This window comes from Nonomuraea longispora, assembly GCF_004348345.1.
Taxonomy (GTDB): Bacteria; Actinomycetota; Actinomycetes; order Streptosporangiales; family Streptosporangiaceae; genus Nonomuraea; species Nonomuraea longispora.
In genome coordinates this window covers 1-21449 of sequence record NZ_SMJZ01000161.1, presented here as the reverse complement: position 1 = coordinate 21449, position 21449 = coordinate 1, and the positions used below count along the sequence as shown (strand labels likewise).

General features: G+C 71.3%; 25 protein-coding genes and 1 riboswitch. Of the genes, 16 read left to right on the top strand and 9 right to left on the bottom strand.

Features of this window, described 5'->3' with window-relative positions:
* On the bottom strand, window positions 1-904 hold a 904-nt coding region (locus tag E1267_RS32190), incomplete at its 3' end, for a serine/threonine-protein kinase (protein WP_132338094.1).
* Here E1267_RS32190 and E1267_RS48090 point away from each other — a divergent pair.
* From E1267_RS48090 to E1267_RS44805, 3 genes are all read left to right on the top strand, one after another.
* On the top strand, window positions 903-1253 hold the full coding sequence (locus E1267_RS48090) for an SEC-C metal-binding domain-containing protein (RefSeq protein WP_132338091.1): 351 nt from the start codon (window positions 903-905) through the stop codon (window positions 1251-1253). The two genes, E1267_RS32190 and E1267_RS48090, sit on opposite strands and share 2 nt — an antisense overlap.
* A gap of 14 nt (window positions 1254-1267) precedes the next feature.
* Window positions 1268-2533 (top strand): MFS transporter, encoded by a 1266-nt coding sequence (locus E1267_RS32180; protein WP_246064389.1) that lies wholly within the window; start codon window positions 1268-1270, stop codon window positions 2531-2533.
* 144 nt (window positions 2534-2677) lie between these two features.
* Complete coding sequence (locus tag E1267_RS44805; RefSeq protein ID WP_165959916.1) at window positions 2678-2821, top strand: YciI family protein; 144 nt, start codon at window positions 2678-2680, stop codon at window positions 2819-2821.
* On the opposite strand, the gene E1267_RS32175 is transcribed toward E1267_RS44805, so the two are convergent.
* Together E1267_RS32175 and E1267_RS32170 are read right to left on the bottom strand one after the other, a co-directional pair.
* Entirely contained in the window at window positions 2818-4026 is a 1209-nt protein-coding gene (locus E1267_RS32175; protein WP_132338087.1) for a sensor histidine kinase, read from the bottom strand. The genes E1267_RS44805 and E1267_RS32175 overlap by 4 nt on opposite strands.
* Complete coding sequence (locus tag E1267_RS32170; protein WP_132338104.1) at window positions 4023-4679, bottom strand: response regulator transcription factor; 657 nt, start codon at window positions 4677-4679, stop codon at window positions 4023-4025. The genes E1267_RS32175 and E1267_RS32170 overlap by 4 nt, the downstream gene beginning before the upstream one ends.
* Window positions 4680-4830: 151 nt before the next feature.
* Between E1267_RS32170 and E1267_RS32165 the strand changes: the two genes are divergently transcribed.
* The 4 genes from E1267_RS32165 (at window position 4831) to E1267_RS32150 (ending at window position 8478) form a co-directional block, all read left to right on the top strand.
* Window positions 4831-5361: a hypothetical protein gene (locus E1267_RS32165; RefSeq protein WP_132338085.1), complete on the top strand. Its 531-nt coding sequence runs from the start codon at window positions 4831-4833 to the stop codon at window positions 5359-5361.
* On the top strand, window positions 5361-6509 hold the full coding sequence (locus E1267_RS32160) for a peptidoglycan-binding protein (protein WP_132338083.1): 1149 nt from the start codon (window positions 5361-5363) through the stop codon (window positions 6507-6509). Before E1267_RS32165 ends, E1267_RS32160 begins: the two co-directional genes overlap by 1 nt.
* Window positions 6506-7231, top strand: coding sequence for an ABC transporter ATP-binding protein (locus tag E1267_RS32155; RefSeq protein ID WP_281283726.1), 726 nt, complete (start codon window positions 6506-6508; stop codon window positions 7229-7231). The genes E1267_RS32160 and E1267_RS32155 overlap by 4 nt, the downstream gene beginning before the upstream one ends.
* Window positions 7232-7302: 71 nt before the next feature.
* The gene (locus tag E1267_RS32150) at window positions 7303-8478 is read left to right on the top strand and encodes an ABC transporter permease (protein ID WP_132338100.1); all 1176 of its coding nucleotides are present in this window, start codon (window positions 7303-7305) and stop codon (window positions 8476-8478) included.
* 85 nt (window positions 8479-8563) lie between these two features.
* Here E1267_RS32150 and E1267_RS32145 read toward each other — a convergent pair whose 3' ends face one another.
* Together E1267_RS32145 and E1267_RS32140 are read right to left on the bottom strand one after the other, a co-directional pair.
* A complete protein-coding gene (locus tag E1267_RS32145; protein ID WP_132338080.1) occupies window positions 8564-9076 on the bottom strand; it encodes a VOC family protein in 513 nt (170 codons plus the stop codon).
* A gap of 38 nt (window positions 9077-9114) precedes the next feature.
* On the bottom strand, window positions 9115-10110 hold the full coding sequence (locus E1267_RS32140) for a rod shape-determining protein (RefSeq protein ID WP_132338078.1): 996 nt from the start codon (window positions 10108-10110) through the stop codon (window positions 9115-9117).
* An 87-nt stretch (window positions 10111-10197) separates the two neighbouring features.
* On the opposite strand from E1267_RS32140, the gene E1267_RS46760 reads away from it, so the two are divergent.
* The 5 genes from E1267_RS46760 (at window position 10198) to E1267_RS32120 (ending at window position 12614) form a co-directional block, all read left to right on the top strand.
* The gene (locus E1267_RS46760; RefSeq protein ID WP_246064387.1) at window positions 10198-10362 is read left to right on the top strand and encodes a hypothetical protein; all 165 of its coding nucleotides are present in this window, start codon (window positions 10198-10200) and stop codon (window positions 10360-10362) included.
* Window positions 10359-10580: a class I SAM-dependent methyltransferase gene (locus E1267_RS46755; protein WP_246064386.1), complete on the top strand. Its 222-nt coding sequence runs from the start codon at window positions 10359-10361 to the stop codon at window positions 10578-10580. The genes E1267_RS46760 and E1267_RS46755 overlap by 4 nt, the downstream gene beginning before the upstream one ends.
* Window positions 10529-10729 (top strand): DUF5302 domain-containing protein, encoded by a 201-nt coding sequence (locus tag E1267_RS32130; protein WP_132338076.1) that lies wholly within the window; start codon window positions 10529-10531, stop codon window positions 10727-10729. Before E1267_RS46755 ends, E1267_RS32130 begins: the two co-directional genes overlap by 52 nt.
* Before the next feature lie 163 nt (window positions 10730-10892).
* A riboswitch (cyclic di-AMP (ydaO/yuaA leader) is annotated at window positions 10893-11029 on the top strand.
* Window positions 11030-11205: 176 nt separating this feature from the next.
* Window positions 11206-11733 carry a hypothetical protein gene (locus E1267_RS32125; protein WP_132338074.1) on the top strand — a complete coding sequence of 176 codons (528 nt, stop codon included), beginning with the start codon at window positions 11206-11208 and terminating at the stop codon, window positions 11731-11733.
* A 38-nt stretch (window positions 11734-11771) separates the two neighbouring features.
* Entirely contained in the window at window positions 11772-12614 is an 843-nt protein-coding gene (locus tag E1267_RS32120; RefSeq protein ID WP_220449776.1) for an alpha/beta fold hydrolase, read from the top strand.
* Window positions 12615-12979: 365 nt separating this feature from the next.
* Here the strand turns inward: E1267_RS32120 and E1267_RS32110 are convergent, their stop codons facing one another.
* Window positions 12980-14254: a DUF4032 domain-containing protein gene (locus E1267_RS32110; protein WP_246064385.1), complete on the bottom strand. Its 1275-nt coding sequence runs from the start codon at window positions 14252-14254 to the stop codon at window positions 12980-12982.
* A gap of 22 nt (window positions 14255-14276) precedes the next feature.
* On the opposite strand from E1267_RS32110, the gene E1267_RS32105 reads away from it, so the two are divergent.
* A complete protein-coding gene (locus E1267_RS32105; protein WP_132338072.1) occupies window positions 14277-15845 on the top strand; it encodes a DUF885 domain-containing protein in 1569 nt (522 codons plus the stop codon).
* A gap of 13 nt (window positions 15846-15858) precedes the next feature.
* On the opposite strand, the gene E1267_RS32100 is transcribed toward E1267_RS32105, so the two are convergent.
* Window positions 15859-16494, bottom strand: a complete 636-nt coding sequence (locus tag E1267_RS32100; protein ID WP_132338071.1) for a class II aldolase/adducin family protein — start codon at window positions 16492-16494, stop codon at window positions 15859-15861.
* A gap of 37 nt (window positions 16495-16531) precedes the next feature.
* Window positions 16532-17116 carry a TetR/AcrR family transcriptional regulator gene (locus E1267_RS32095; RefSeq protein ID WP_132338069.1) on the bottom strand — a complete coding sequence of 195 codons (585 nt, stop codon included), beginning with the start codon at window positions 17114-17116 and terminating at the stop codon, window positions 16532-16534.
* Between the two features lie 69 nt (window positions 17117-17185).
* On the opposite strand from E1267_RS32095, the gene E1267_RS32090 reads away from it, so the two are divergent.
* From E1267_RS32090 to E1267_RS32080, 3 genes are all read left to right on the top strand, one after another.
* On the top strand, window positions 17186-18100 hold the full coding sequence (locus tag E1267_RS32090; RefSeq protein WP_132338068.1) for a carbohydrate kinase family protein: 915 nt from the start codon (window positions 17186-17188) through the stop codon (window positions 18098-18100).
* Window positions 18101-18110: 10 nt separating this feature from the next.
* Window positions 18111-19325 (top strand): aminotransferase class III-fold pyridoxal phosphate-dependent enzyme, encoded by a 1215-nt coding sequence (locus E1267_RS32085; RefSeq protein ID WP_132338066.1) that lies wholly within the window; start codon window positions 18111-18113, stop codon window positions 19323-19325.
* Between the two features lie 126 nt (window positions 19326-19451).
* On the top strand, window positions 19452-20021 hold the full coding sequence (locus E1267_RS32080; RefSeq protein WP_165959915.1) for a superoxide dismutase family protein: 570 nt from the start codon (window positions 19452-19454) through the stop codon (window positions 20019-20021).
* A gap of 75 nt (window positions 20022-20096) precedes the next feature.
* Here E1267_RS32080 and E1267_RS32075 read toward each other — a convergent pair.
* A partial coding sequence (locus E1267_RS32075; RefSeq protein ID WP_132338063.1) for a serine hydrolase occupies window positions 20097-21449 on the bottom strand: 1353 nt, incomplete at its 5' end.

Genomic DNA, 21449 nt, shown 5'->3' with positions numbered 1-21449 from the left:
GACCGGCTCCGGGCCGAGCGCGCGGAGGCACCGGTCCGGCGCCGCCCGCGTACGGCGGAGGCGCGTTCTCCCCGCCCGCGTACGGCACCTGCGGACTGCTCCCACCCGCGTGCGGGGCGGGGTTGTTCCCGCTCAGCAGGCGCAGCAGCACGTCCCGCATGGCCGGCCGGGCCCGCGGATCCTTGGCCAGGCAGTCGTACACGATCGACCGCAGCGGATGCGGCAGGTCGCCGAGCTGCGGTTCGTTGTTGAGGATGCGGTTGATGATGGCGGGCAGCGTGTCCTGCCCGAACGGCGGCGTGCCGGTGGCCGCCCACACCATCACCGACGCCCAGGCGAACACGTCAGCCGGCGGCCCCACCGGCTGCCCCGCGAGCTGCTCGGGCGCCATGTACGCGGGCGTCCCCACGATGCCGCTGGTGTGGGTTGCCGCGTCGTCCATGGCGCGGGCGATGCCGAAGTCGATGACGCGGGGGCCGCCGGGGCCGAGCAGCACGTTCGCGGGCTTGAAGTCGCGGTGCACGATGCCCGCCGCGTGGATGGCGGCCAGCGCGGTGGCCGTGGCGACCGCCAGGCGCTGCAGGTCGGCCCCCGCGTGCCGGCCGGCCTCGTGCAGCGAGGGGCCCTCGACGTACTCCGTCACGATGTACGGCTGCCGCCCCAGCGAGGCGTCCAGCACCTGCGCGATGCAGAACGGCTCCACCCGCCGCGCGTTCTCGATCTCTCTGGCGAACCTGTCGTCGAACCCGGCCCTCGAATGCAGCACCTTGACCGCCACCCGCGTACCGTCGGGAGCCTGCCCGAGGTAGACGGTCCCCTGACCGCCCGAGCCCAGCCGGCCGAGCAGGCGGTATGTCCCTGCCACCGCCGGGTCGTCCTCCCGCAGCGGTTCGACGTGCGCCATGAGAGTGGTGACTCCTGAGACGGGTGCGATGAGAGATCTTTACGTACGATACCGACACGAAAGATATTTTGTGCCGATGTTACTGACCTGTAGAGGATCGCCGGTGCACGGCCGAGCGGGGAGCCGTACGACCCTTCTCGGGGGCAAGGACCCGTGCCCCTGCGGCTCAGGGCGGCGCTTTGCCGGCGGGTCGCGTCCGGCCGGCGGGCCGCGGAATTGTCGGTGGGTTCTGGCAGGGTGGCTCCGCATCCTCCCGGCTGCCCCGCCACCAGGGCCGGGCGCCCGACGGCATGGGAGGGCCGGAAAGAGGTGCACAGTGCCCGACCCAGCTCGGGGCCGCGCCCGGTGAGCCGTTCCGTGCGGATGATGGTCGCGCCGCTGGCGGCGCGTGACTTCCGTCGTTACTACGTCGGGCAGACGGCCTCGGCGTTCGGGGACGCGCTGACGCCGCTCGCCATCGCGTTCGCCGTCCTCGACCTCACCGGATCCCCGGTGGACCTCGGGATCGTGGTGCTCAGCACGCGCCTGCCCGTGATCCTGCTGACCCTGCTGGGCGGCGCGGCCGGCGACCGGTTCTCCCGCAGGACCGTCATGCTGCTCGCCGACATGACCCGGTTCGCCGCCCACGGTGTGACGGCGGTGCTGTTGCTCACGGGCACAGCGAGCGTCTGGATGCTGGTGGTCCTGCAGCTCCTCGCCGGAGCGGGTTCGGCCTTCTTCAACCCGGCGGCCGTGGGGCTGGTCGTCTCGCTGGCCGGCCGGGAGCGGTTACAGGCCGCCAACTCGCTGATCTCGATCTCCAGGAGCACGGCCTCGATGCTGGCCCTGGGCACGGCGGGAGCGCTGGTGGCGCTGGCAGGTTCGGGCTGGGCGATCGCGGTCGACGCGCTGACCTTCCTGGTGAGCGCGGCCTATCTCTACCGCCTGCCCTCCGACCTGCCTGCCGCCCCGGTCGCTGGGCGGGTTCGGGACGGTGGCAGGCTGTTGGCGAGCGTCCGGGGCGGGTTCGCCGAGGTGCGCGGGCGCTCCTGGTTGTGGGTCTGGACGGTGCACGCCGCCGTCACCAACCTGGCCGTGGTCTCCCCGATCCTCGTCCTCGGCCCCTACGTCGCCGACCGGCAGCTCGGCGGCGCCCCCGCCTGGTCGGCGATCGGCATCGCCTACGCGGCGGGCGGGCTCGCCGGTGGGCTGCTCGGGGCCAGGTGGAGACCGGCGCGGCCGATGGCGGCGGCCATCCTGCTGTTCCTCCTGATGGCGCCGTTCCCGGCGCTGCTGGCGTTGCCCGCCGGCGTCTGGGTGCTGGCGCTCGCCGCCGGCGCCGCCGGACTGCAACTGGTGGTCTACAACGTGCTCCAGACCACCTGCATCCAGCACCGTCTTCCCGAACGTTTCGTGGCTCGGGCGACGTCGGTCACGATGCTGGGCGGGCTCGTGGCCGCGCCGCTCGGCATGGCGCTGGCCGGCCCTGCGGCGGCCCTGCTCGGCACCCGTCCCGTGCTGGGCGGCTGCGCCGCGGTCGCCGTGCTGCTGACGGCCGCCACGTTGCTCATGCCGGCGGTGTGGCGCGTCCGGGCAGAGCACGCCGCACACGCCGCCGACGCGGATCCCGTGCGGGAGCCCACGGAGTGAGGCCGACCGTGTACTTTCGCGGCCTTCGTCGCTCTCATCATGCTCCGGGCTCTCCTCATGTACAGAGAGGGGCCTTCATTTGAACAGAGCCCGCGGAGGACGGTGACCTGCTGCACGTCCTGCCGGTGCGTCACACGGCGCCGGATGACGAGGTGGCCCGGCATGTGCCGGGCCATGATGGCCTACCTGCAGCGCGGGCACGCGGACGGCACGTTCCTGCTGTCCGGGCAGACGGTCCCGCCGACGGGGGGCGGGTGCGCGCTGCCGGACGCGACCGCGGCACCCTAGGCGCGCGGGCGCGGGAGGGCGGCGATCACGACCAGGCCGCCGCCCTCCCGCGGTCGCGCCCTGACGTCGCCGCCGTGCGCGAGCGCCACCGACCGTACGATCGACAGGCCCAGCCCGGCGCTCCTCCCCGTGACCGTCCGTTCGGCCCCGTGCCGGTGGAAGGGTTTGAAGAGCAGAGGGACGTCGTACGGCGGCACGCTCGGGCCGGTGTTGCTGACCTCGACCTCGGCCTTCCCGCCCGACACGGTACGGCTCACCACCCGCACCCACCCGGTGCCGTCGTCCACGTTGTAGCGGATGCCGTTCTCCACGAGGTTGTGCACGAGCCTTTCCAGCAGCAGCGCGTCGCCGGTGGTGGGGGCCGGTTCGGCGACCTCGTACAAGGTGACCTTCGCCTCGAAGGCGTCGGACGAGGTGTGGGCGACGACGTGCGTCACCACGTCGGCAAGGTCGACCGGCGACCGGTCCGCGATGTGCTGCTCCGACTTGGCCAGCAGCAGCAGCCCGGAGATGAGGCGTTCGTGGCGGGCGTTGATCTCCAGCAGGCTCTCGCCGAGCTCCTTGACGTCGGGCGTGGCCGTACGGCGGTGCATGGCCAGCTCGACCAGCGCCCGGTTCAGCGTCAGGGGGGTGCGTAGCTCGTGGGAGGCGTTCGCGACGAACCTGCGCTGCCCGTCGAAGGATTGGTCGAGCCGTTCGACCATGGTGTCGAAGGTGTCGGCGAGCTCTTTGACCTCGTCGTTGGGCCCGTCCAGGGAGATTCGTTCGTGCAGGCCGCGCTCGGCCATGGGGGCGGCGGCGATCCTGCGGGCCGTGGCGGTCACCTGGTGCAGCGGCGTCAGCACCCGGCCCGCCACCACCCATCCGAACGTCACCGCCGCCGCGCCGACGATGACCAGCGCGACCGTTCCCTGGGTGATCAGCGACGTGACGGCGACGCCCCGCAACTCCGTTTCCTGCTGTGCCAGGAACTCCTTCGCCTCCTCGCCCGAGAGCACGACTCCGTTGTGGCGGAGGACCATCCTGTTGATCTTTCCGGGCTCCGGCGTGAACCGGCTCTCGAAGTACTGGTTGAGCTGCTGGTTGAACAGGAGATAGGTGACGCCGAGGAGCGCCAGCCCCGCGATCATGAACAGGGCGCCGTAGACGAGGGTGAGCCGGAGCCGGAGCGTCGGCTGCGGGCGTGGCAGGCGCGAGAAGATCATGCGATCCGATACCCCACTCCGGGCACGGTCTCCACGACCGGCGGGTCGGCGAGCTTGCGGCGCAGCTTGAGGATGGTGAGCCGGACCGCGCCTGTGAAGGGGTCGGCGTGCTCGTCCCACGCCTTCTCCAGGAGCTGCTCGGCCGAGACGACGCTGCCCTCCGCCCGCATCAGCTCGGTCAGCACGGCGAACTCCTTCTTCGACAGCGGTACGAACCGCCCGTTCCGGTACACCTCCCGCCGTGCCGGGTCGAGGGTGATCCCGGCGCGGCGCAACACGGGCGGGACGGCGGGGCGGGCACGCCGGCCCAGCGCCAGCACACGAGCGGCCAGCTCGGGGAAGGCGAACGGTTTCGCCAAGTAGTCGTCGGCGCCCATGGACAGCCCACTCACCCGGTCGTCGAGCTGGGCGGCGGCGGTGAGCATGAGCACCCGCGTGTCGCACTCCGCCGCCACGAGCTCCTTGCACACGTCGTCGCCGTGCACGCGCGGCAGGTCGCGGTCCAGTACGACGACGTCGTAGTCGTTGACCGCGATCCGCTCCAGCGCGCTCTCGCCGTCGTTGGCCAGGTCGACCGCGTGGGTCTCGTCCCGCAGCCATTCGGCGATCGCGTCGGCGAGGATGCGCTCGTCTTCCACCACCAGCACTCGCATGGCGTATTCAAGCCCTTTCATTCGCTTATGAAGGCAGATTGTGGCGCAGTCGATGTTCGCTTGAAGTAAGCCGTGAAAGGAAACGCTGGGGAAACGACGGGTCCTGTTGCATCTGCTCTCGACGACAACCTTTCGACGGAGGAGAGCTTCCATGCGACGACGAGTCCTCAGTGTGATGGCCGTGGGGCCGATCGCGTTCACCCTGGCCCTGACCGGATGCGGGTCCGGCAGCGACGGCGGATCCAATGTGGCGTCGGTGAGCGGCGGCAACCAGGCCGCGGCCACCGGCAAACCGAGCGTGGACCCACAGGAACAGGGCCTCAAGTTCGCGCAGTGCATGCGGGAGAACGGCGTGGAGGTGGACGATCCGGAGCCGGGCAAGGGCGTCAAGATGAAGCTCCAGGTGAAGAGCCCCGAGGACAAGGAGAGGGTCGAGAAGGCCCAGGAGGCCTGCAAGGAGTTCGCCCCGAGCGGGCAGAAGTCGGGCCAGGGCGACCCCAAGGCGGGCGAGAACCTGCGCAAGCTCGCGCAGTGCATGCGTGACAACGGCGTCGAGAGCTACCCCGACCCCGAGGGCAACATGATGCGCATCACAGGTGAGGTCGGCAATGACCCCGACTTCAAGGACGCGCAGGCCAAGTGCCAGAAGGAGTCCGCCGACGCCGGTATGGGAGGTTCTTGATGGCTCCGGCGACGGACCGGGCCACGCCCCTCGACGGGAAGGCGGAGCCCGCCCCCGCGAGGCCTTCCCGTCGCCGTGGCGGGCGGGGCAAGCTGGTCGCCGGCCTGCTGGTCGCCGTGGCCGTCGCCGGCGGCGGGCTGATCGCGGTCAACAGCGCCGGCCTGCTGGACGGGAAGGCCGGGCCGACCCGGTCGGCCGTGGCGCTGCCGCCGGCCACCACCGAGGTGACCAGGCAGACCCTGAACGACACCAGGGACGCAGATGGCGAGCTGGGCTACGGCCCGGTGACCACGGCGGTGAGCAGGAGGCCGGGCACGATCACGTGGCTGCCCGGCAGCGGCCGGCAGATCACCCGCGGCAAGTCGCTGTACCGGGTGGACGACGAGCCGGTCATGCTGATGTACGGCTCGACGCCCGCGTACCGGGACCTGAAGGCAGGCCTGGAGGGCGACGACGTCGAGGCGCTGGAACGCAACCTCGGCAAGCTCGGCTACGACGGTTTCACCGTCGACGACGAGTACACCTACGACACGGCCCAGGCGGTCATGGAGTGGCAGGAGGACCGGGGGCTGGAGCAGACCGGCGTGGTCGAGCTGGGCCGGGTCGTCTTCGCGCCCGGCAAGGTGCGCGTGGAAAGCCTGGAGGCCGAGGAGGGCCGGCCGACCGCGCCGGGGCAGCAGGTGCTGACGTACACCGGCACGTCCAAGGTGATCACGGTGGAGCTGGACGCCGAGGACCAGCGGATGGCGAAGAAGGGCTCCAAGGTCGAGATCACGCTGCCCGACGGCAAGAGCGTGGACGGCAAGGTGAGCGAGGTCGCCACCGTCGTCCAGCCGGGCGAGGGGCAGGACGCCGAGCCGGAGACCCGGTTGGAGGCGCTCGTCTCGATCGGGGACTCGAAGGCCGCCAAGGGCCTGGACAAGGCGGCGGTGGACGTGACGTTCACGGCGTCCAAACGCGAGGACGTCCTGACCGTGCCGGTCGCGGCGCTCGTGGCCCTGCAGGAGGGCGGGTACGGCCTCGAGGTCGTCGAGGGGGGCAGGTCCCGGTACGTCGCGGTGGAGACGGGGTTGTTCGCCGGGGGTCGGGTCGAGGTCAGCGGTGACGGGCTCGTCGAGGGCATGACCGTGGGGATGCCGAAGTCATGACGTACCCCATGATCGAGCTGACGGACGTGACCAGGACCTATCCCGGCGGAGTGGCGGCGCTGCAGTCGGTGTCGCTGCGGATCCGGCACGGTGAGCTGGCCGCCATCGTCGGGCCGTCGGGCTCGGGCAAGTCGACCATGCTCAACGTCATCGGCACCCTCGACCGGCCCACGTCGGGGACCATCCACATCGACGGCTACGACGTCTCGACCCTGTCGGACGGGCAGCTCTCGGCGCTGCGGGCCACCACGATCGGCTTCGTCTTCCAGTCGTTCCACCTCGCCGCGAAGGTCTCCGCCCTGGACAACGTGGCCGACGGGCTCATCTACACGGGCCTTCGCCGGGCGGAGCGGCGCCGCCGCGCGGCCGCCGCGCTCGACCGGGTGGGGCTGGGGCACCGGATGGACCACGAGCCGCACGAGCTGTCCGGAGGCGAACGGCAGCGTGTGGCCATCGCCAGGGCCGTGGGGGGCGACCCGCCGCTGGTGCTGGCCGACGAACCCACCGGGGCGCTGGACTCGGTGTCGGGCACGGGGGTGATGGAGCTGCTGCACGAGCTGAACGCGAGCGGCACGACCATTCTGATCATCACGCACGACCGGGAGATCGCGGCCGGCCTGCCCAGGCAGGTGCGGATGCGCGACGGCCGGATCGTCGAGGACTCCGCCGCCGAACCGCGCGGCGACGCCTGGCGCCGGCACGCGGGATCGGGGGTCGCATGATGGCGGGCGTTCGGGGCGGAGGCCATTGGGGCGGCGGCGAGGTGGTGCGGCCGAAACCGTCGCCGGCCAGGATGCGGCTCGCCGACGTCATGCGGGTCGGCGCGGTCGGACTGCGCACACGCCCGCTGCGGGCGTTCCTGTCGGCGCTGGGCATCGCGATCGGCATCGCCGCCATGGTCGGCGTGGTCGGGTTGTCGTCCTCGTCGGGCGCCGAACTCGACCGTACGTTGTCGGCGCTCGGCACCAATCTGCTCACCGTGTCGTCGGGCACCACGCTCATGGGCGAGGCGGCGCAGATGCCGCAGGACGCGGAGACGATGATCGAACGCATCGGCCCCGTCGAGCGGGCGTCGTCCGTGGGGAAGATCTCCGAGGCCAAGGTGTACCGGTCGGAGCGGATCCCCGAGGCGCAGACGGGCGGCATCAGCGCGTACGCCACGAGCCTCGACCTGCCCGGCACGGTGGGCGCGACCGTGCGCAGCGGCACGTGGCTGAACGCGGCCACCGAACGATACCCGGCCGCCGTGCTCGGCGCCGTCACCGCCCAGCGGCTCGGCGTCGGCGCGGCGGGACCGGACGTCCAGATCATCGTGGGCGGCGCGCGGTTCACGGTCGTCGGCATCCTCCACCCGGTGGCGCTCGCCACCGACCTGGACAACGGAGTGTTGGTCGGCTGGCCGGTGGCGGAGTCACGGCTGGGCTTCGACGGACATCCGACCACGCTCTACACGCGCTCGGAAGAGGCCAAGCTGGAGTCGGTACGGCAGGTGCTGGCAGGCACGGCCAACCCCGAGGCGCCGAACGAGGTGGACGTCTCGCGCCCGTCCGACGCGCTGGCCGCCAAGCAGGCGACCAGCCAGGCGTTCGCCAACCTCCTGCTCGGAGTGGGCGCGGTCGCCCTGCTCGTCGGGGGCGTCGGCGTGGCCAACACCATGGTGATCTCGGTGCTCGAACGCCGCGCGGAGATCGGCCTGCGGCGATCCCTGGGCGCCACCCGCGGGCAGATCCGCAGCCAGTTCCTGTCCGAGTCGCTGCTGCTGTCCGCGATGGGCGGGAGCGGGGGGATCCTGCTCGGCATGGGCGTCACCATGGGGTACGCGTTCTACAGCGGCTGGCCGTCCGTGGTGCCGGCCTGGGCCACGGTGGGCGGGCTGGTGGCCACCCTGCTCATCGGCGCCGTGGCCGGCCTCTACCCGGCAGTCCGCGCCTCCCGGTTGTCCCCGACGGAAGCCCTCTCCACCCCGTGAACCACGGGCCCCGCCTGGGCCTCGCCCGTCCGGGCGCGACGCGGCCCAGGCGCCGGACGATCGGGGCGGGGCCGGGCGCCCCGTGTCAGGGGCGCCAGCGGCGCAGTACGGTGTCCTCCTCGTACGGCTGCGCGTCCGGGTAGCTGACCAGCTCCACCACGCTGCCCCAGGGCGTACGGCAGTGGACGAACCGGTTGCGCCGGCCCGACTCCGGCCCCGGCAGCGGCACCGGCTCGCCCATCGGCGACCCGCCGGCCTCGATCACCTGCTGGACCGCCGCGTCCACGTCGTCCACGTAGAGGGCGACGTGCTGCCATCCCAGATCGCACATGAGGACCGGGTCGGCCTGGCGCGGCCCGCCGAACTCGAACAGCTCGATCCCGGGTCCGCTGGGCAACCGCAGCATGCGCACCGCCACCTCGACCGTCCCCTGCGGCACCCCCAACCGCCGCTCGACCGCCCATCCTTGCTTCGGTCCCCGCTCCTTGGGCAGGGTGTCGTAGAGCACCTCGGCCCCGAACGCGCGCCCGAAGAACTTCGTCGCCTCGTCGAGGTCGGGCACCGTCACCCCGACGTGGTCGATGCCGTGCACGGTCATGAACCGTCCTCCTTCGCGCCGCCGGGCCGCCGTGTCCTTCAGGGTGGGTCACCGCCGCGGAGCCTGGAGATCAGCCCCAGGTTCTCGGCGCAGCGGCCGAGCCCGAGCGCCACGGATTCCAGCGGCCGCTCCGCCCTGCTCACCGGTATGCCCAGCGCCGCCCGCAACCGCCGGCCGAGCCCGCGCAGCAGCGCGCCTCCGCCCACCACCACCGCGCCGCGGTCGGCGAGGTCCACGGAGATCTCGGGCGGGCACTGCTCCACGGTGCCGACGGTGGCCCGCACGATGGACTCGATCGGCTGCCTGGTCGCCTCGTAGATTCGCTGGACGGGAAGCGGCACCGTACGTTCGTGCCCGGTGCCGCTCTCGCGTCCGCGCACCGTGACCTGCCGGTACAGCGGCTTCCACGCGGTGCCCGTCCGTCGCTTGGCCGACTCGGCCTCCTCGTGGTCGAGTTGCAGCCCGTGGTCGCGTTCGACCTGGCGGATGATGGCCCGGTTGATGCCCTCGCCGCCGCCGGGAACGGTGGTGGCCGCCATGACGTCTCCGTGGGAGAGCACGGCGATCCTGGTGGAGTCACGCCCGATGTCGATCACCATGCGCCCGGCGCAGTCCTTGACGGGCAGGCCGACGCCGAGCGCCGCCGCCAGCGCGTGCGGGATCAGCAGGATTCCCCTGGCCTCCGCCTCGAACGCGATGTCACGCAGCGCCGCCCGTTCGATCGGGGTGGAGTTGTCCGGCAGGGCGAGCACGACGCGCGGCCTGGAGAAGGGATGCCCGTGCACCTTGCGCAGGAAATACCTGATCAGATGCCGGGCGAGATCGTCGTCGACCGGCAGGCCACCGCTGACCGGCCAGCGGGTCTCTCCCCGCGTGCCCTGGGCGGCCTCGGCGCCGAACCCGACGACCCGGCCTGTGCGGCCGTCGAGCATGACGGCGGACGGCTCGTCGAGCACGATGCCCTTGCCCTTGACGTAGACGCGGGTGCTCGCGGCACCCAGATCCATCGCCAGGTCATGACCGAGCACGTTCATCGCGGCACGTCCATCGTGGCATCCGGGGCGTCGACCAACATGCGGGGTGTATTTCCTGGGTCGTTCCAACACAACACCAGGAACCGAATGGTCACCTTTTACCCGGCGGCGTACCCTTCGTTCGTGCTCGGCTACGACCGCGAGGCCGCGTATTACGACGAGACCCGTGGCGGGCTGCCGCGGGCGGGCGCCGTGCGGGGCCTGGTGCCCGGGGCACGCTGCTCGACGTCGCGTGCGGCACCGGGCCGGTGAGCAGGGGGCTGGCCCGGCGCGGGCTGCGGGTGCTCGGTGTGGACGCCTCCGCCGGCATGGCGGGGGTGGCCGCGGGGCACTCGCGACAGGTGACGGGAGAGTCGGTTTCGCGTCGAAAGCGACGTCGTGCGAAGCTGTGGTTGTCCCCAACACCATGGAGGTCCTCATGGCGGAATCACCGGAGCCGGAAGTCAGCGAAACTCCCGAGGACGAGATGAAGCGCAAGTTCCGCGAAGCGCTGGAGCGCAAGCGCAACCAGCACGCGGGCTCCGGCGCTGGTGGCAGGGGCGTCGACCCATCGAAGATTCACGGGACGCACGGCCCGGCTGCGAGTAAGAGATCGTTCAGGCGCAAGAGCGGCGGCTGAGCCGGAGGGAACTGAGGGGGTACGGCGTGCCGTACCCCCTTTCGTATTCCCGCGCTAGGTAGATCTTTGCCCGGTTGATGGCGAATCGTTTGCGTATGTCCGATTCGCTGCTAGAGTTGCCGCCATTACCAGCCGGTGACCTGGCCCTTACCCAAGAGGGGGCCTCTGGCTGGCGCCGAATCCCGACTCGGTCGGGAACCGGGGACCCACCCTCACTGGGGTGAATCCGGCCGCGTGCCGGTAGGGCATCTCCACGCCCGAACCCGTCAGCTAACCCGGTAGGTGTGATGGAGAGGACATATCGCATGTATCACCGCGTCGTACCCCTGAAACGCGTAGTGCCGGCCGCCGTCTGAGCGGCCCTCCTTCCCTGAGATTTTCCCCTCGCCCGATGTAGTCGCTCGGGCGTGCCGCCGCGCCGTGCCTTCCTGCCGGCGTGACTTCCCTCGTCCCCTCGCGAAGGACTTCACATTTTCATGGCTTCCCGTTTTGGTCTGCGTTCCCTTGCCCTGCTCACCGCCTCCACCGTCAGCTCGATGAGCGTCGTCTGCACCGCTGCGCACGCCGATCCAGGCGCCGAGGAGAAGGCCCTGTTCAAGGGCTCGACCACGGCGTCGTACTTCTGGGACGACGGCTCGGGCCGGGCCGGCGACACCGGCCTGCCGGCCAGCGGCAAGCCGATGCAGAAGGGCATGGCCGCCAGCCCCAGCTGGCCGCTGCTCACCGAGGGGTACGTGATCTACAAGGGCAAGAAGATGCCCTTCTTCGTCGGTGACAGAGGGCCGGGGGAGCCGTCCAGCCGCGGCATCATGCTGGATCTCGACGCCAAGACGTTCGCCGACCTGACCGGCGGCACCTTCAACCGCGACTCGCTGATGATCGACGGCAACGGCGGCAAGGGGCACATCGAGATCGAGTACGTCATCACCAAATGGGGTGACGGCCCGGGCAAGAAGGGGCGGCCGGTGCCCTTCTCGACCGGTGCCTACGCCCGGCGGGGCTGACTTTACGAACCCGGCGCCAGAATGACATTCTGGCCACCGTGACCCTCCGCGCAGCCGCGAACGGCATCGAGATCGCCTACGAAAGCATCGGTTCCCCCGACGGCCGGCCCTTGCTCCTCATCATGGGGCTCGGCGCGCAGCTCATCCACTGGGACGACGGGCTCTGCGAGCTCCTGGCGGAGCAGGGCCACCACGTCGTACGGTTCGACAACCGCGACGCGGGCCTGTCGACCCATTTCCACGACCAGGGCGCTCCCACGACGGGGGCGCCTTCGGCGTACCTGCTGGACGACCTGGCCGACGACGCCGCGGGTCTCATGGACGCCATCGGCTGGCCGGCCGCGCACGTGGCCGGCGTCTCCATGGGCGGAATGATCGCCCAGAGCCTGGCCATCCGGCATCCGGCGCGGGTGCTGACCCTGACCTCCATCATGTCGACGCCCGGTCCCACGGTCGCGCCGCCGACGGAGTCCGCGTTCGCCGCCCTGACCGCCCGTTCCGCCGCCGACCGCGCGGCCGTCATGGAGCAGTCGCTGGAGACGTACGCGGTGATCGGCTCGCCCGGCTACCCGATGGACCGGGAGAGAATCGTGCAGAAGGCCGGGCGCGCGTTCGACCGGTGCTTCGACCCGGCGGGCAAGGGCCGGCAGCTCGCCGCGATCATGGCGTCGGGCGACCGCACCGACCTGCTGGCGAGCCTGACGATGCCGGCGCTGGTGCTGCACGGGGAGGCCGACCCGCTTATCCCGGTCGAGGGCGGAAGGGCCACGGCGGCGGCCATCCCCGGCGCCCGGCTGGTGACCTATCCGGGCATGGGCCACGACCTTCCCGAACCGCTCTGGCCGGAGATCGCCCGCGAGATCACCAAGCTGACCGCCTGACGCCCGGCCGCCCGCCTACGCGGACCCTTCCCTGTGCGGAGGATCCCGGCCACGTGGGTCTCGGCCCACGCGACCACCGCCGAGCTCGGGGCGTGCAGGGAGCTTCCGAGGTCGGTCAGCGCATACCGACGCGGTCGTCTCCGCCATCGCGCCGGCGCGCGACGGCACCGAGCCCGGGCCGCCGTTCCCCGCCGCCAACCGCGCCCTCATCGAAGGTGCGCGCTCGGCAGGGGTACGCCGCCTCATCGTCGTGGGCGGCGCGGGCAGCCTCCAGGTCTCACCCGGCGTCGGACGGCTACAAGAAGGAGTCGCTCGCCGCGCGTGACGTGCCAGAACGCTCACCCGCGCAGCCGCATCACCGCCGCCTACTGAGCCGCCTCCCCGGCGCCCCGCAGCCCGCCGGGGACCGCCTGAGGCTCCTCGCCGGCGGCCTGCGCGCGGTCCTCGTCGGACAGCAGCGCCTTCTCGTCGGGCTTGTGCACGAGCACGTTGTCCACGTACGACGTCACGGCCGCGGCCAGCCCCACGTCGGCGTCCGCCTCCTCCGACAGGTACCAGCGGTGGTCGAGGATCTCGTGGAAGAGTTGCGCGGGCTCCAGTTTCCCGCGCAGCTCGGTGGGGATCGCCTCGACCGTCGGCTGGAACACCTCCGCCAGCCACCGGTGCGCCACGATGGCCTCGTCCTCGTGCCGCAGGCCCTTGGCGACCCGGAAGCCGTCGAGGTCGTTGAGCAGCCGTCGCGCCTGGTTCTCCTCCACGTCGAGCCCGGTCAGCCGGAGCAACCGCCGCTGGTGGTGCCCGGCGTCCACGACCTTGGGCCGCACGATCAGCCGCCCGGTGCCGACCTTGCGGCGCACCATCATCTCGGCCACGTCGAAGCCGAGCAGGTTGAGCCGTCTGATCCGCTGCTCCACCCGGTGCCAGTCGACCTCCTCGATGATCTCGCTCTGGGTGATCTCGTCCCACAGGCGGTGGTAGCGGGCGACGATGTCCTCGGCGGTGTCCATGGGGTCGATCGACGGGTGCAGCAGTCCTCCGGCCTCCAGGTCGAGCATCTCGCCGAAGATGTTCGTGTGCGCCACGTCGATGTCGCCGCGCCGCTGCCCCTCACTGATCATCGGGTGCATCTCGCCGGTCTCGGCGTCCACGAGGTAGGCCGCGAACGACCCCGCGTCCCTGCGGAACAACGTGTTGGACAACGAGCAGTCACCCCAGTAGAAGCCGTTGAGGTGCAGCCGGACCAGCAGCACGGCGAGGGCGTCCAGCAGGCGGGTGAGCGTGTCGGGGCGCAGGGTGCCCGACATGACCGCGCGGTAGGGGAGGGAGAACTGCAGGTGCCTGGTGATCAGTGCCGCGTCGAGCCCGTTCTCGCGGCCGGTGACGTACGCGACGGGCTCCACGGAGGGGGCGTCGAGCCGGGCGAGATCCCACAGCAGCTGGTACTCGCGTTTGGCGTACCGCTCGCTGATCTCCTTGATCGCGTACACCTTGCCGGACAGCCTGGCGAACCGCACCACGTGGCGCGAGATGCCGCGGGGCAGATCGACCAGGTGACGCTGCGGCCAGTCTCGGAGGGGCACCTCCCAGGGGAGGCGGATCAGGTCAGGGTCGCCTAGCGCGCCGGTGATCTGCAGGGGCATTTCATCAGGATATGGTGCAGCAGTGGACGAGTTTCTCAAGTGGTACTTTTCCGACCGTCCCGTCATCGCCAGCACATTGGGGGCGGACGGCTACGATCACACCCTCGGCGATTTCACCGCCGCCGCCTGGACCGCCCGCGAGCAGGAGGAGGTCCGCTGGCTCGACCGCCTGTCGGCCCTCCGGACCGCCTCACCCGACGACACGATCGACAGGGATCTCGTGCTCTCCCAGCTGAGAGGTTCCATCGCGCTGGCCTCCTGGCCGGCGTGGCGGCGTGATCCCGCCACCTACCTGTCCGCGATCTTCGCCTCGATGTTCACGCCGTTCCAGCACCGGCTCAAGCCGGAGCCCGAGCTGGTGCCGGCCGCCGTCTCCCGGCTCGCCGAGGTGCCCGGCGTGCTGGCCGCCTGCCGCGCCAACCTGGACCCCGACCTGGCGGCACCGCTACTCGTCCAGCGCGGGCTCGGCCAGGCCCGTACCGGCCGCAACTTCCTCACCCGCACGATCCCGTCGATGGTCCAGGACGAGGGCCTGCGCGCGACGCTGGCCGAGGCCGCCGAGCCGGCCGCGCGGGCCTTCGACGAGCTGGTCGCGTTCCTGGAGGGCTTCGAGTGCGGCGGCAGCTGGCGGATGGGGGAGAAGCTCTACTCCACGCTGCTGCGCGAGCGGGAGATGCTCGCCTACGGCGCCGCCGAGCTGCACGAGAAGGGCAAGGCCGCCTGGGCGGAGCTGGACGAGCGGATGCGCCGGGTCGCGCGCGGGGTCAACGGCACGGAGGACTGGCGTGCGGCCATGGATTCCCTCATGGACGACCACCCGCCCACGCTGGCCGACATGCGCGCCGAGTACGAGGTGGAGACGCAGCGGGCCCGCGCGTTCGTCAAGGAGCACGACCTGGTCACGTTCGCCGACGGCGAGCAGTGCCACGTGCTGCCGTCGGCCGAGTACACGCGCCCGGTCCTGTCCGTCGCCCACTACCTGTCGCCGCCCCCGCTCGGCGCCTCACGCACGGGCGTCTTCTTCGTCCCCTACACGCCCGACGACTTCACCCCCGAGCAGGTACGCCAGCGCCTGCGTACGAACTCGCGGGCCACGATGCCGTCGATCGCCGTGCACGAGGCCTATCCCGGCCATCACTGGCACCTGTCGTACATGGCGGGCAATCCGCGCACGGTCAGGAAGGTCTTCCGCACCCCGTACTTCACCGAGGGCTGGGCCCTGTACGTCGAGAAGGTCCTGCACCAGGAGGGCTACTTCGACACCCCCGCCACCGAGCTGGCCCACCTCGACTGCCGGATCTTCCGCGCCGCGAGGATCGTGGTGGACACCGCGCTGCACTGCGGGGACATGTCCGTGGAGGAGGCCGAGACGTTCATGGCCACGAAGGCGTCGCTGTCGCCGGGAACCGCCCAGGGCGAGGTGAACCGCTACTGCGCCTGGCCCACCCAGGCGCCGTCCTACCTCACGGGCGCGATCGAGATCGACCGGATCCGGGAGTCGTTCCGCGGCTCGCCGAAGGAGTTCCACGACCGGATCGCCGGGTCCGGCGGCCTGCCCCTGGGCCTGGCCGAGCAGGCCGCACTCGCCTGACCTCCGCGCCGGGTCAGGGACGGCGGGGGAACGACGGGGGGTTGAGCGCGCGTTCGACGACGGCGGCGAGCTGGTCGTCCGTGAGAATGGCCGGCTTGCCGACGGCGAGGCCCCTGACGTACACCTCGCACAACCACTCCAGCAGTCGGGTGGCCTCGAACGCCTGCTCCAGCGTTGGCCCGATGGTCACCCCTCCGTGGTTGGCCATCAGGGCCGCCTGTTTGCCCTCCAGCGCCGTCCGGACGTTGGCGGCCAGCTCGGGCGTGCCGTACGTGGCGTACTCGGCGACCTTGACCACGCCGCCGAGCGCCAGCGCGTTGTAGTGCACCGGCGGCAGCTCGGTCATGGTGGTGGCCACGACCGTCCCGAAGACGGAGTGCGTGTGCACCACGGCCAGCGCGTCCGTGGCCTCGTAGACGGCCAGGTGCATGGGGGTCTCGCTGGACGGCTGGGTGTCGCCTTCGACGAGGTGGCCCGACACGTCGACGATCGGGCACAGCTCGGGCGTCAGCCGGTCGAGCGCCACCCCTGAGGGCGTGACCGCCACGAGGTCGCCCTGGCGCACGCTCAGGTTGCCCGAGGTGCCGATGACCAGGCCGAGGTCGACGGCTCGCCGCCCGTACTCGCACAGCTGCTCGCGGAGGCTCATATGCGAAGAATGTAGTGGGTCGTCCGAAACGCGGCAATCAACGGCGGTCGAGTGCGGCCAGCAGGACGCGCTCCGCACTCGCCCGGGTGAGCCGGCCGGGGTAGAGGAGCAGGTGCAGACTGAGGCCGTCCACCAGGGCCAGCAGGTGCTCGGCGAGGTCGTCGAGGTCCTCCTCCGCCCGCAGCTCGCCGGCCGCGCGGGCCTGTCCCAGCAGGTCGCGTACGGCGGCGCGCAGCTCGGCCGCCTCTGCCCGCTGGACCTCCGCCAGGCGTTCCGAGGTCAGGCTGCGGCTCCAGAAGCTGACCTCGAGCCGGGTCTCCTCGCCGCGCTCGGCGTCCAGCGGCAGGTTGTCGAGCAGCAGCTCGCGCAGCGCGGCCAGCCCTGTGGCGCCCCCGACCTTGGCGGTCAGCCGGGCGCGGATGCGCTGGTGCGACTGGCGCAGCGCCGACAGCAGGATCTCGTCCTTGTCGGCGAAGTAGTGGGCGAGGACCCCGTTGGAGTAGCCGGCCTCCTTGGCGATGGCCCGCGTGGTGGCGGCGTCGATGCCGTCCCTGACGATCACCCGGCCGGCCGCCGACATGACCTCGCGCCTGCGTTCGTCGTGGTCGACGATTTTCGGCATCAGGCTACCCCTCTCGTAGGCGTACCTCACCATATTGACTTTTTATTCGGACGTCTGTCTATTTAGACCATGACCGTCGTCACCGTCGGCGTGCACATCGTCGACATCCTCGCCAGGCCCGTCGAGCACATCCCCGAAGGCCAGGACACCGTGCTGGTCGACCAGATCCGCCTGACCGCCGCGGGCGCCGCCGCCGGGACGGCCGTCGACCTGGTCAGGCTGGGCAACTCCGTTGTCACCATGGGGGCCGTCGGCGACGACGAGCTGGGCGACTTCCTGCTGGCGGTGCTCACCAAGCGCGGCGTGGACGTCTCGCGCCTGGCGCGCAGGGCGGGGGAGCAGACCGCCGCGTCCATCCTGCCCATCAGGTCCGACGGCGGCCGGCCCAGCTTCCACGTGCCCGGCGCGAACCTCGGGGTGACGTACGCCGACCTCGACGCCGGGGCGCTGCGCGGCGCGCGGGCGATCCACCTCGGCGGGATGGACGTCACGTTCGGCCTCGGCGACCCGGCCTTCTTCGCGCTGCTGGACGAGGCACGCGCGGCCGGGACGATCGTCACGATGGATCTGCTGTCGGAGATGCCCGACCTGCTGGGCATGGCCAGGGCCTTCCTGCCCCACGTCGACTACGTCCTGCCCAACGAGTCGCAGGCCCTGCTCATGACGGGTGCCACCGACGTCGCGGCGGCGGCCGGCGCCCTGCTGGCCGAGGGGCCGCGGGGCGTGCTCGTCACCCTCGGCGCGTCGGGCAGCCTCGTCGTGACCGCCGACGGCGCGGAGCGGGTGCCCGCGATCAAGATGGAGGTCGCCGACACGACCGGCTGCGGCGACGCCTACTGCGCCGGCTTCCTCACGGGCCTGCTGCACGGCCAGAACGTGCCGGCCGCCGCCCGCTGGGGCACGGCCGCCGCCGCTCGCGTGGCCACCGGCCTCGGCTCGGACGCCGGCCTCACCGACCTCGACACCATCCTCAGCCTCCTCTAAGGACCTCACGATGACCGACGCAGAACTCCGCCAGAGGGCCTCGAAGGTCGTCCCCGGCGGCATGTACGGCCACCTCAACGCCGCACTCTTCGCCCCCGGCTTCCCCCAGTTCTTCGAACGCGGCGAGGGCTGCCGGCAGTGGGACGTCGACGGCCGGGAGTACATCGACTTCATGTGCAGCTGGGGCCCCGTCGTGCTCGGGCACCGGCACCCCCGCGTGGAGGAGGCCGCCGCCCGTCAGGCCGCGCTCGGCGACTGCCTCAACGGGCCCGGCCCGATCATGGTGGAGCTGGCCGAGCTGCTGGTGGACACCGTGCCGAGCGCCGACTGGGCGATGTTCTCCAAGAACGGCACCGACGCGACCACGCAGGCGCTCATGGTCGCCAGAGCCGCCACCGGGCGGACGAAGGTGCTGATGGCGCACGGCGCCTACCACGGAGCCGACCCCTGGTGCACGCCGTCGCCCGCGGGTACGACGCCGAACGAGCGGGCCGACCTGGTGGAGTTCACCTACAACTCGCTGGAGTCGCTGCAGGCCGCCGCGGCGACCGTGGAAGGGGACGTGGCGGCCATCATCGTCACGCCCTTCAAGCACGACTCGTTCGAGGACCAGGAGCTGGTTGAGCCGGCCTTCGCCCGCGGCGCCCGCGCCCTGGCGGACCACCTCGGGGCCGCCCTGGTGATCGACGACGTACGCGCCGGGTTCCGTGTCGACCTGCGCGGCTCGTGGGAGCCGTACGGCGTGCGTCCCGACCTGACGGCCTGGTCGAAGGCGATGGCCAACGGCTACCCGATCGCCGCCGTGACCGGCACGGACGCGCTGCGCGGACCGGCGCAGACGTTGTACTCGACGGGCTCGTTCTGGTTCTCGGCGGTCGCGATGGCCGCGGCCAAGGCCACCATCGAGACCCTGCGCGACACGGACGGCATCGCCGCCATGGAGCGGGCGGGCGCCCAGCTGCGCGAAGGGCTCCACGCGCAGGCCAAGTCGCACGGGTTCACCGTCAACCAGACGGGGCCGGTGACGATCCCGTGGCTGAGCTTCGACGGCGACGCAGACCTGTCCGTGGCGATGCACTGGAGCGACGCCTGCCTGCGCCACGGCGTCTACCTGCACCCGTGGCACAACTGGTTCATGTCGGCGGCGCACACGGAGGACGACGTCGCGAGGGCCCTGGAGGGCACGGACCGGGCGTTCGCGGAGACCCGCGCCCACATCGGCTGACGTCTCGCGCGTAAATTGGCGCCCGGATCACCAACACGTTAGGTGATCGGACGGTCACTCAGTAGAGTGGATGACTCTCGGAGCCCGCACGCCGGAAAGGGCTCGAATCATGGGGGTCTCATGCGCGTGTCCACACTTCCGCTCGCCCTGCTCGCCGTGGCCTGTGCCGGAGCCTGCGCGGCGCCGCCGGCTCCGGTCCAGAACGCGGTCGGTCCCGAGGCCGCCACGAGCCCCGACAGCACGGTCACGCTGTCCGGCTCGGGCGAGTTCACCGACGACGACACCTCGGCCATCGCCTACAACCGCAAGCTCGCCCCCAAGGGCGCCTTGGCCAGCGTCACCGTCGAGTCGTCGGGAGACGAGACCCGCACCTCGCTCGTCGCCGAGGGCCTGCTGCCCGACCGGCGCTACGGCGTGCACCTGCACACCAACCCGTGCGGGAAGAAGCCCGACGACTCAGGTCCCCACTACCAGCACCACCCGGGCAAGATCAATCCGGCGAGTGAGGTCTGGCTCGACATCCGCACCGACGACCAGGGGGCGGGCCGCTCGACGGCCCGCAACGACTGGGCGCTCGACCCCGCCAAGCTGCCGCGCTCGCTGGTCATCCACGCCAAGCCGACCACGCCCAAGGGCCCCGAGGCCGGCATGGCCGGCGACCGCATCGCCTGCGTGACGCTCGAGAACGCGCAGTGACCGCCTGACCGCGCGCCTGGGCCCCGAGAAGGGGAGCGCACGTCCACGTGCGCTCCCCTCAGGTCAGCGGGATGTTCAGGACTTGCCGGCGATGGTGAAGGCGCCGCGGGCCAGGGCGGTCAGCTCCATGCCGAGCGCCCCGTCGTCGAAGAGCGCCTTCGGGTTGACCGCCATCGCCGTCACGACGTACGTCTTCCCGCCCGACGTGCGGGCGAGGAAGCTCTGGTCGTGCACACCCGGCTCGGAGCCGCCCTTGAACCACGCCGTCGGCCACTGCCCGGCCGGCAGCCCCAGCCCGGCGTCGTTGATCGACATCGCCTCGTGGATGCGCTTGTCACCGATCTTCACCAGGCCCGCGTAGGCCTTGCAGATCTCCGACGGCGAGCCGAAATACTCGATCGTGTCCAGCTCGCGCGGCTTGTCCCACGCGGCGATCTTGTCCAGCGGCACCTTGGCGACGACCTTCTTCAAGTAGGCCCGCTTCTTCGCGGTGCTCAGCGACAGATACCGCTTGGCGTGACGGGGATAGTCGGCGCCCTTCATCACGAACAGCTCCCGCGTGGTGATGAGCGGTGCGTTGCGCTTGTCGTGGTTGCCCCAGGCCCGCATGGTGCGCTCGACCGTCTTGCGGCCCACTTTGTGGATCAGCAGGTCGGTGGCCGTGTTGTCGCTGATGGAGATCATCAGCTTGGCGGCCTCCAGCACGGTGACCTTGCTGCCGTCGGGCCGGTCCTGGAGCTCGCCGGTGGGCAGGCTCTTCAGCTCGGGCGTGATGGTGAGCTTGGTGTCCCAGTCGAACGCGCCGCTCTTGATGCGCTGCGCCACCGCGCCCAGCACGTACAGCTTGACCATGGAGCCCAGCGGGCGCGCCCTGTCACCGGCCACGGTGTGCAGGGGGCGGCAGTCGCCGTTCTTCCTCACCTCCGCCGCGAGGAACCCGGTCTGGGGTGCGGCCTTGCGCAGCCGCTTGTCGAGCTCCGACCAGTTCTTCGGGGCGGGCGCCCGGTACTGCAGGCCGTCGATCAGGCCAGAGCCGTCCACCGAGAGCACGACCTCGTACGCTGAGTCGCCTGCCTGCACCAGGGCGATCAGGGCGTTGTCCTTCGACTCGACGACCTTCGTCAGCCGCATGTTCTTGAACCCGGCCAGGATCTGGTTGATCTGGTCGGCGGGGATGCTCTTGAGGAAGGAGGCGGCGAAGTGCTTCTTCAGTTCGTCCTCGGGGATCGGGGGACGGCTGCTCGCGTCGAGCAGCCAGCCGAGCTGCTTGCCCGCCGGCGTACCGGGGACCTCGGGGGCGGCGGTGGCGGCGGCTTGGGAGGGGGCCGCCGTGGCCTGGGCGAGAACCGGCTGGCTCACCGACGCCGTCATGGTGGCCGCCACCGCGGCCGCCGCGAGGGCCAGGGCAGGCTTCGACGGGGTATGCAT

Excerpts from the sequence above, each read along its gene's own strand:
- E1267_RS32085 (WP_132338066.1), top strand. The coding sequence starts at position 18,111 with ATGACCGACGCAGAACTCCGCCAGAGGGCCTCGAAGGTCGTCCCCGGC.
- E1267_RS32090 (WP_132338068.1), top strand. The coding sequence starts at position 17,186 with ATGACCGTCGTCACCGTCGGCGTGCACATCGTCGACATCCTCGCCAGG.
- E1267_RS32165 (WP_132338085.1), top strand. The coding sequence starts at position 4,831 with ATGCGACGACGAGTCCTCAGTGTGATGGCCGTGGGGCCGATCGCGTTC.
- E1267_RS32125 (WP_132338074.1), top strand. The coding sequence starts at position 11,206 with ATGGCTTCCCGTTTTGGTCTGCGTTCCCTTGCCCTGCTCACCGCCTCC.
- E1267_RS32100 (WP_132338071.1), bottom strand. The coding sequence starts at position 16,494 with ATGAGCCTCCGCGAGCAGCTGTGCGAGTACGGGCGGCGAGCCGTCGAC.
- E1267_RS32095 (WP_132338069.1), bottom strand. The coding sequence starts at position 17,116 with ATGCCGAAAATCGTCGACCACGACGAACGCAGGCGCGAGGTCATGTCG.
- E1267_RS46760 (WP_246064387.1), top strand. The coding sequence starts at position 10,198 with ATGGTCACCTTTTACCCGGCGGCGTACCCTTCGTTCGTGCTCGGCTAC.
- E1267_RS32170 (WP_132338104.1), bottom strand. The coding sequence starts at position 4,679 with ATGCGAGTGCTGGTGGTGGAAGACGAGCGCATCCTCGCCGACGCGATC.
- E1267_RS32180 (WP_246064389.1), top strand. The coding sequence starts at position 1,268 with ATGATGGTCGCGCCGCTGGCGGCGCGTGACTTCCGTCGTTACTACGTC.
- E1267_RS32160 (WP_132338083.1), top strand. The coding sequence starts at position 5,361 with ATGGCTCCGGCGACGGACCGGGCCACGCCCCTCGACGGGAAGGCGGAG.
- E1267_RS32150 (WP_132338100.1), top strand. The coding sequence starts at position 7,303 with ATGCGGCTCGCCGACGTCATGCGGGTCGGCGCGGTCGGACTGCGCACA.
- E1267_RS32110 (WP_246064385.1), bottom strand. The coding sequence starts at position 14,254 with ATGCCCCTGCAGATCACCGGCGCGCTAGGCGACCCTGACCTGATCCGC.
- E1267_RS32175 (WP_132338087.1), bottom strand. The coding sequence starts at position 4,026 with ATGATCTTCTCGCGCCTGCCACGCCCGCAGCCGACGCTCCGGCTCCGG.
- E1267_RS32130 (WP_132338076.1), top strand. The coding sequence starts at position 10,529 with ATGGCGGAATCACCGGAGCCGGAAGTCAGCGAAACTCCCGAGGACGAG.
- E1267_RS48090 (WP_132338091.1), top strand. The coding sequence starts at position 903 with ATGAGAGTGGTGACTCCTGAGACGGGTGCGATGAGAGATCTTTACGTA.
- E1267_RS44805 (WP_165959916.1), top strand. The coding sequence starts at position 2,678 with ATGACGAGGTGGCCCGGCATGTGCCGGGCCATGATGGCCTACCTGCAG.
- E1267_RS32145 (WP_132338080.1), bottom strand. The coding sequence starts at position 9,076 with ATGACCGTGCACGGCATCGACCACGTCGGGGTGACGGTGCCCGACCTC.
- E1267_RS32155 (WP_281283726.1), top strand. The coding sequence starts at position 6,506 with ATGACGTACCCCATGATCGAGCTGACGGACGTGACCAGGACCTATCCC.
- E1267_RS32140 (WP_132338078.1), bottom strand. The coding sequence starts at position 10,110 with ATGAACGTGCTCGGTCATGACCTGGCGATGGATCTGGGTGCCGCGAGC.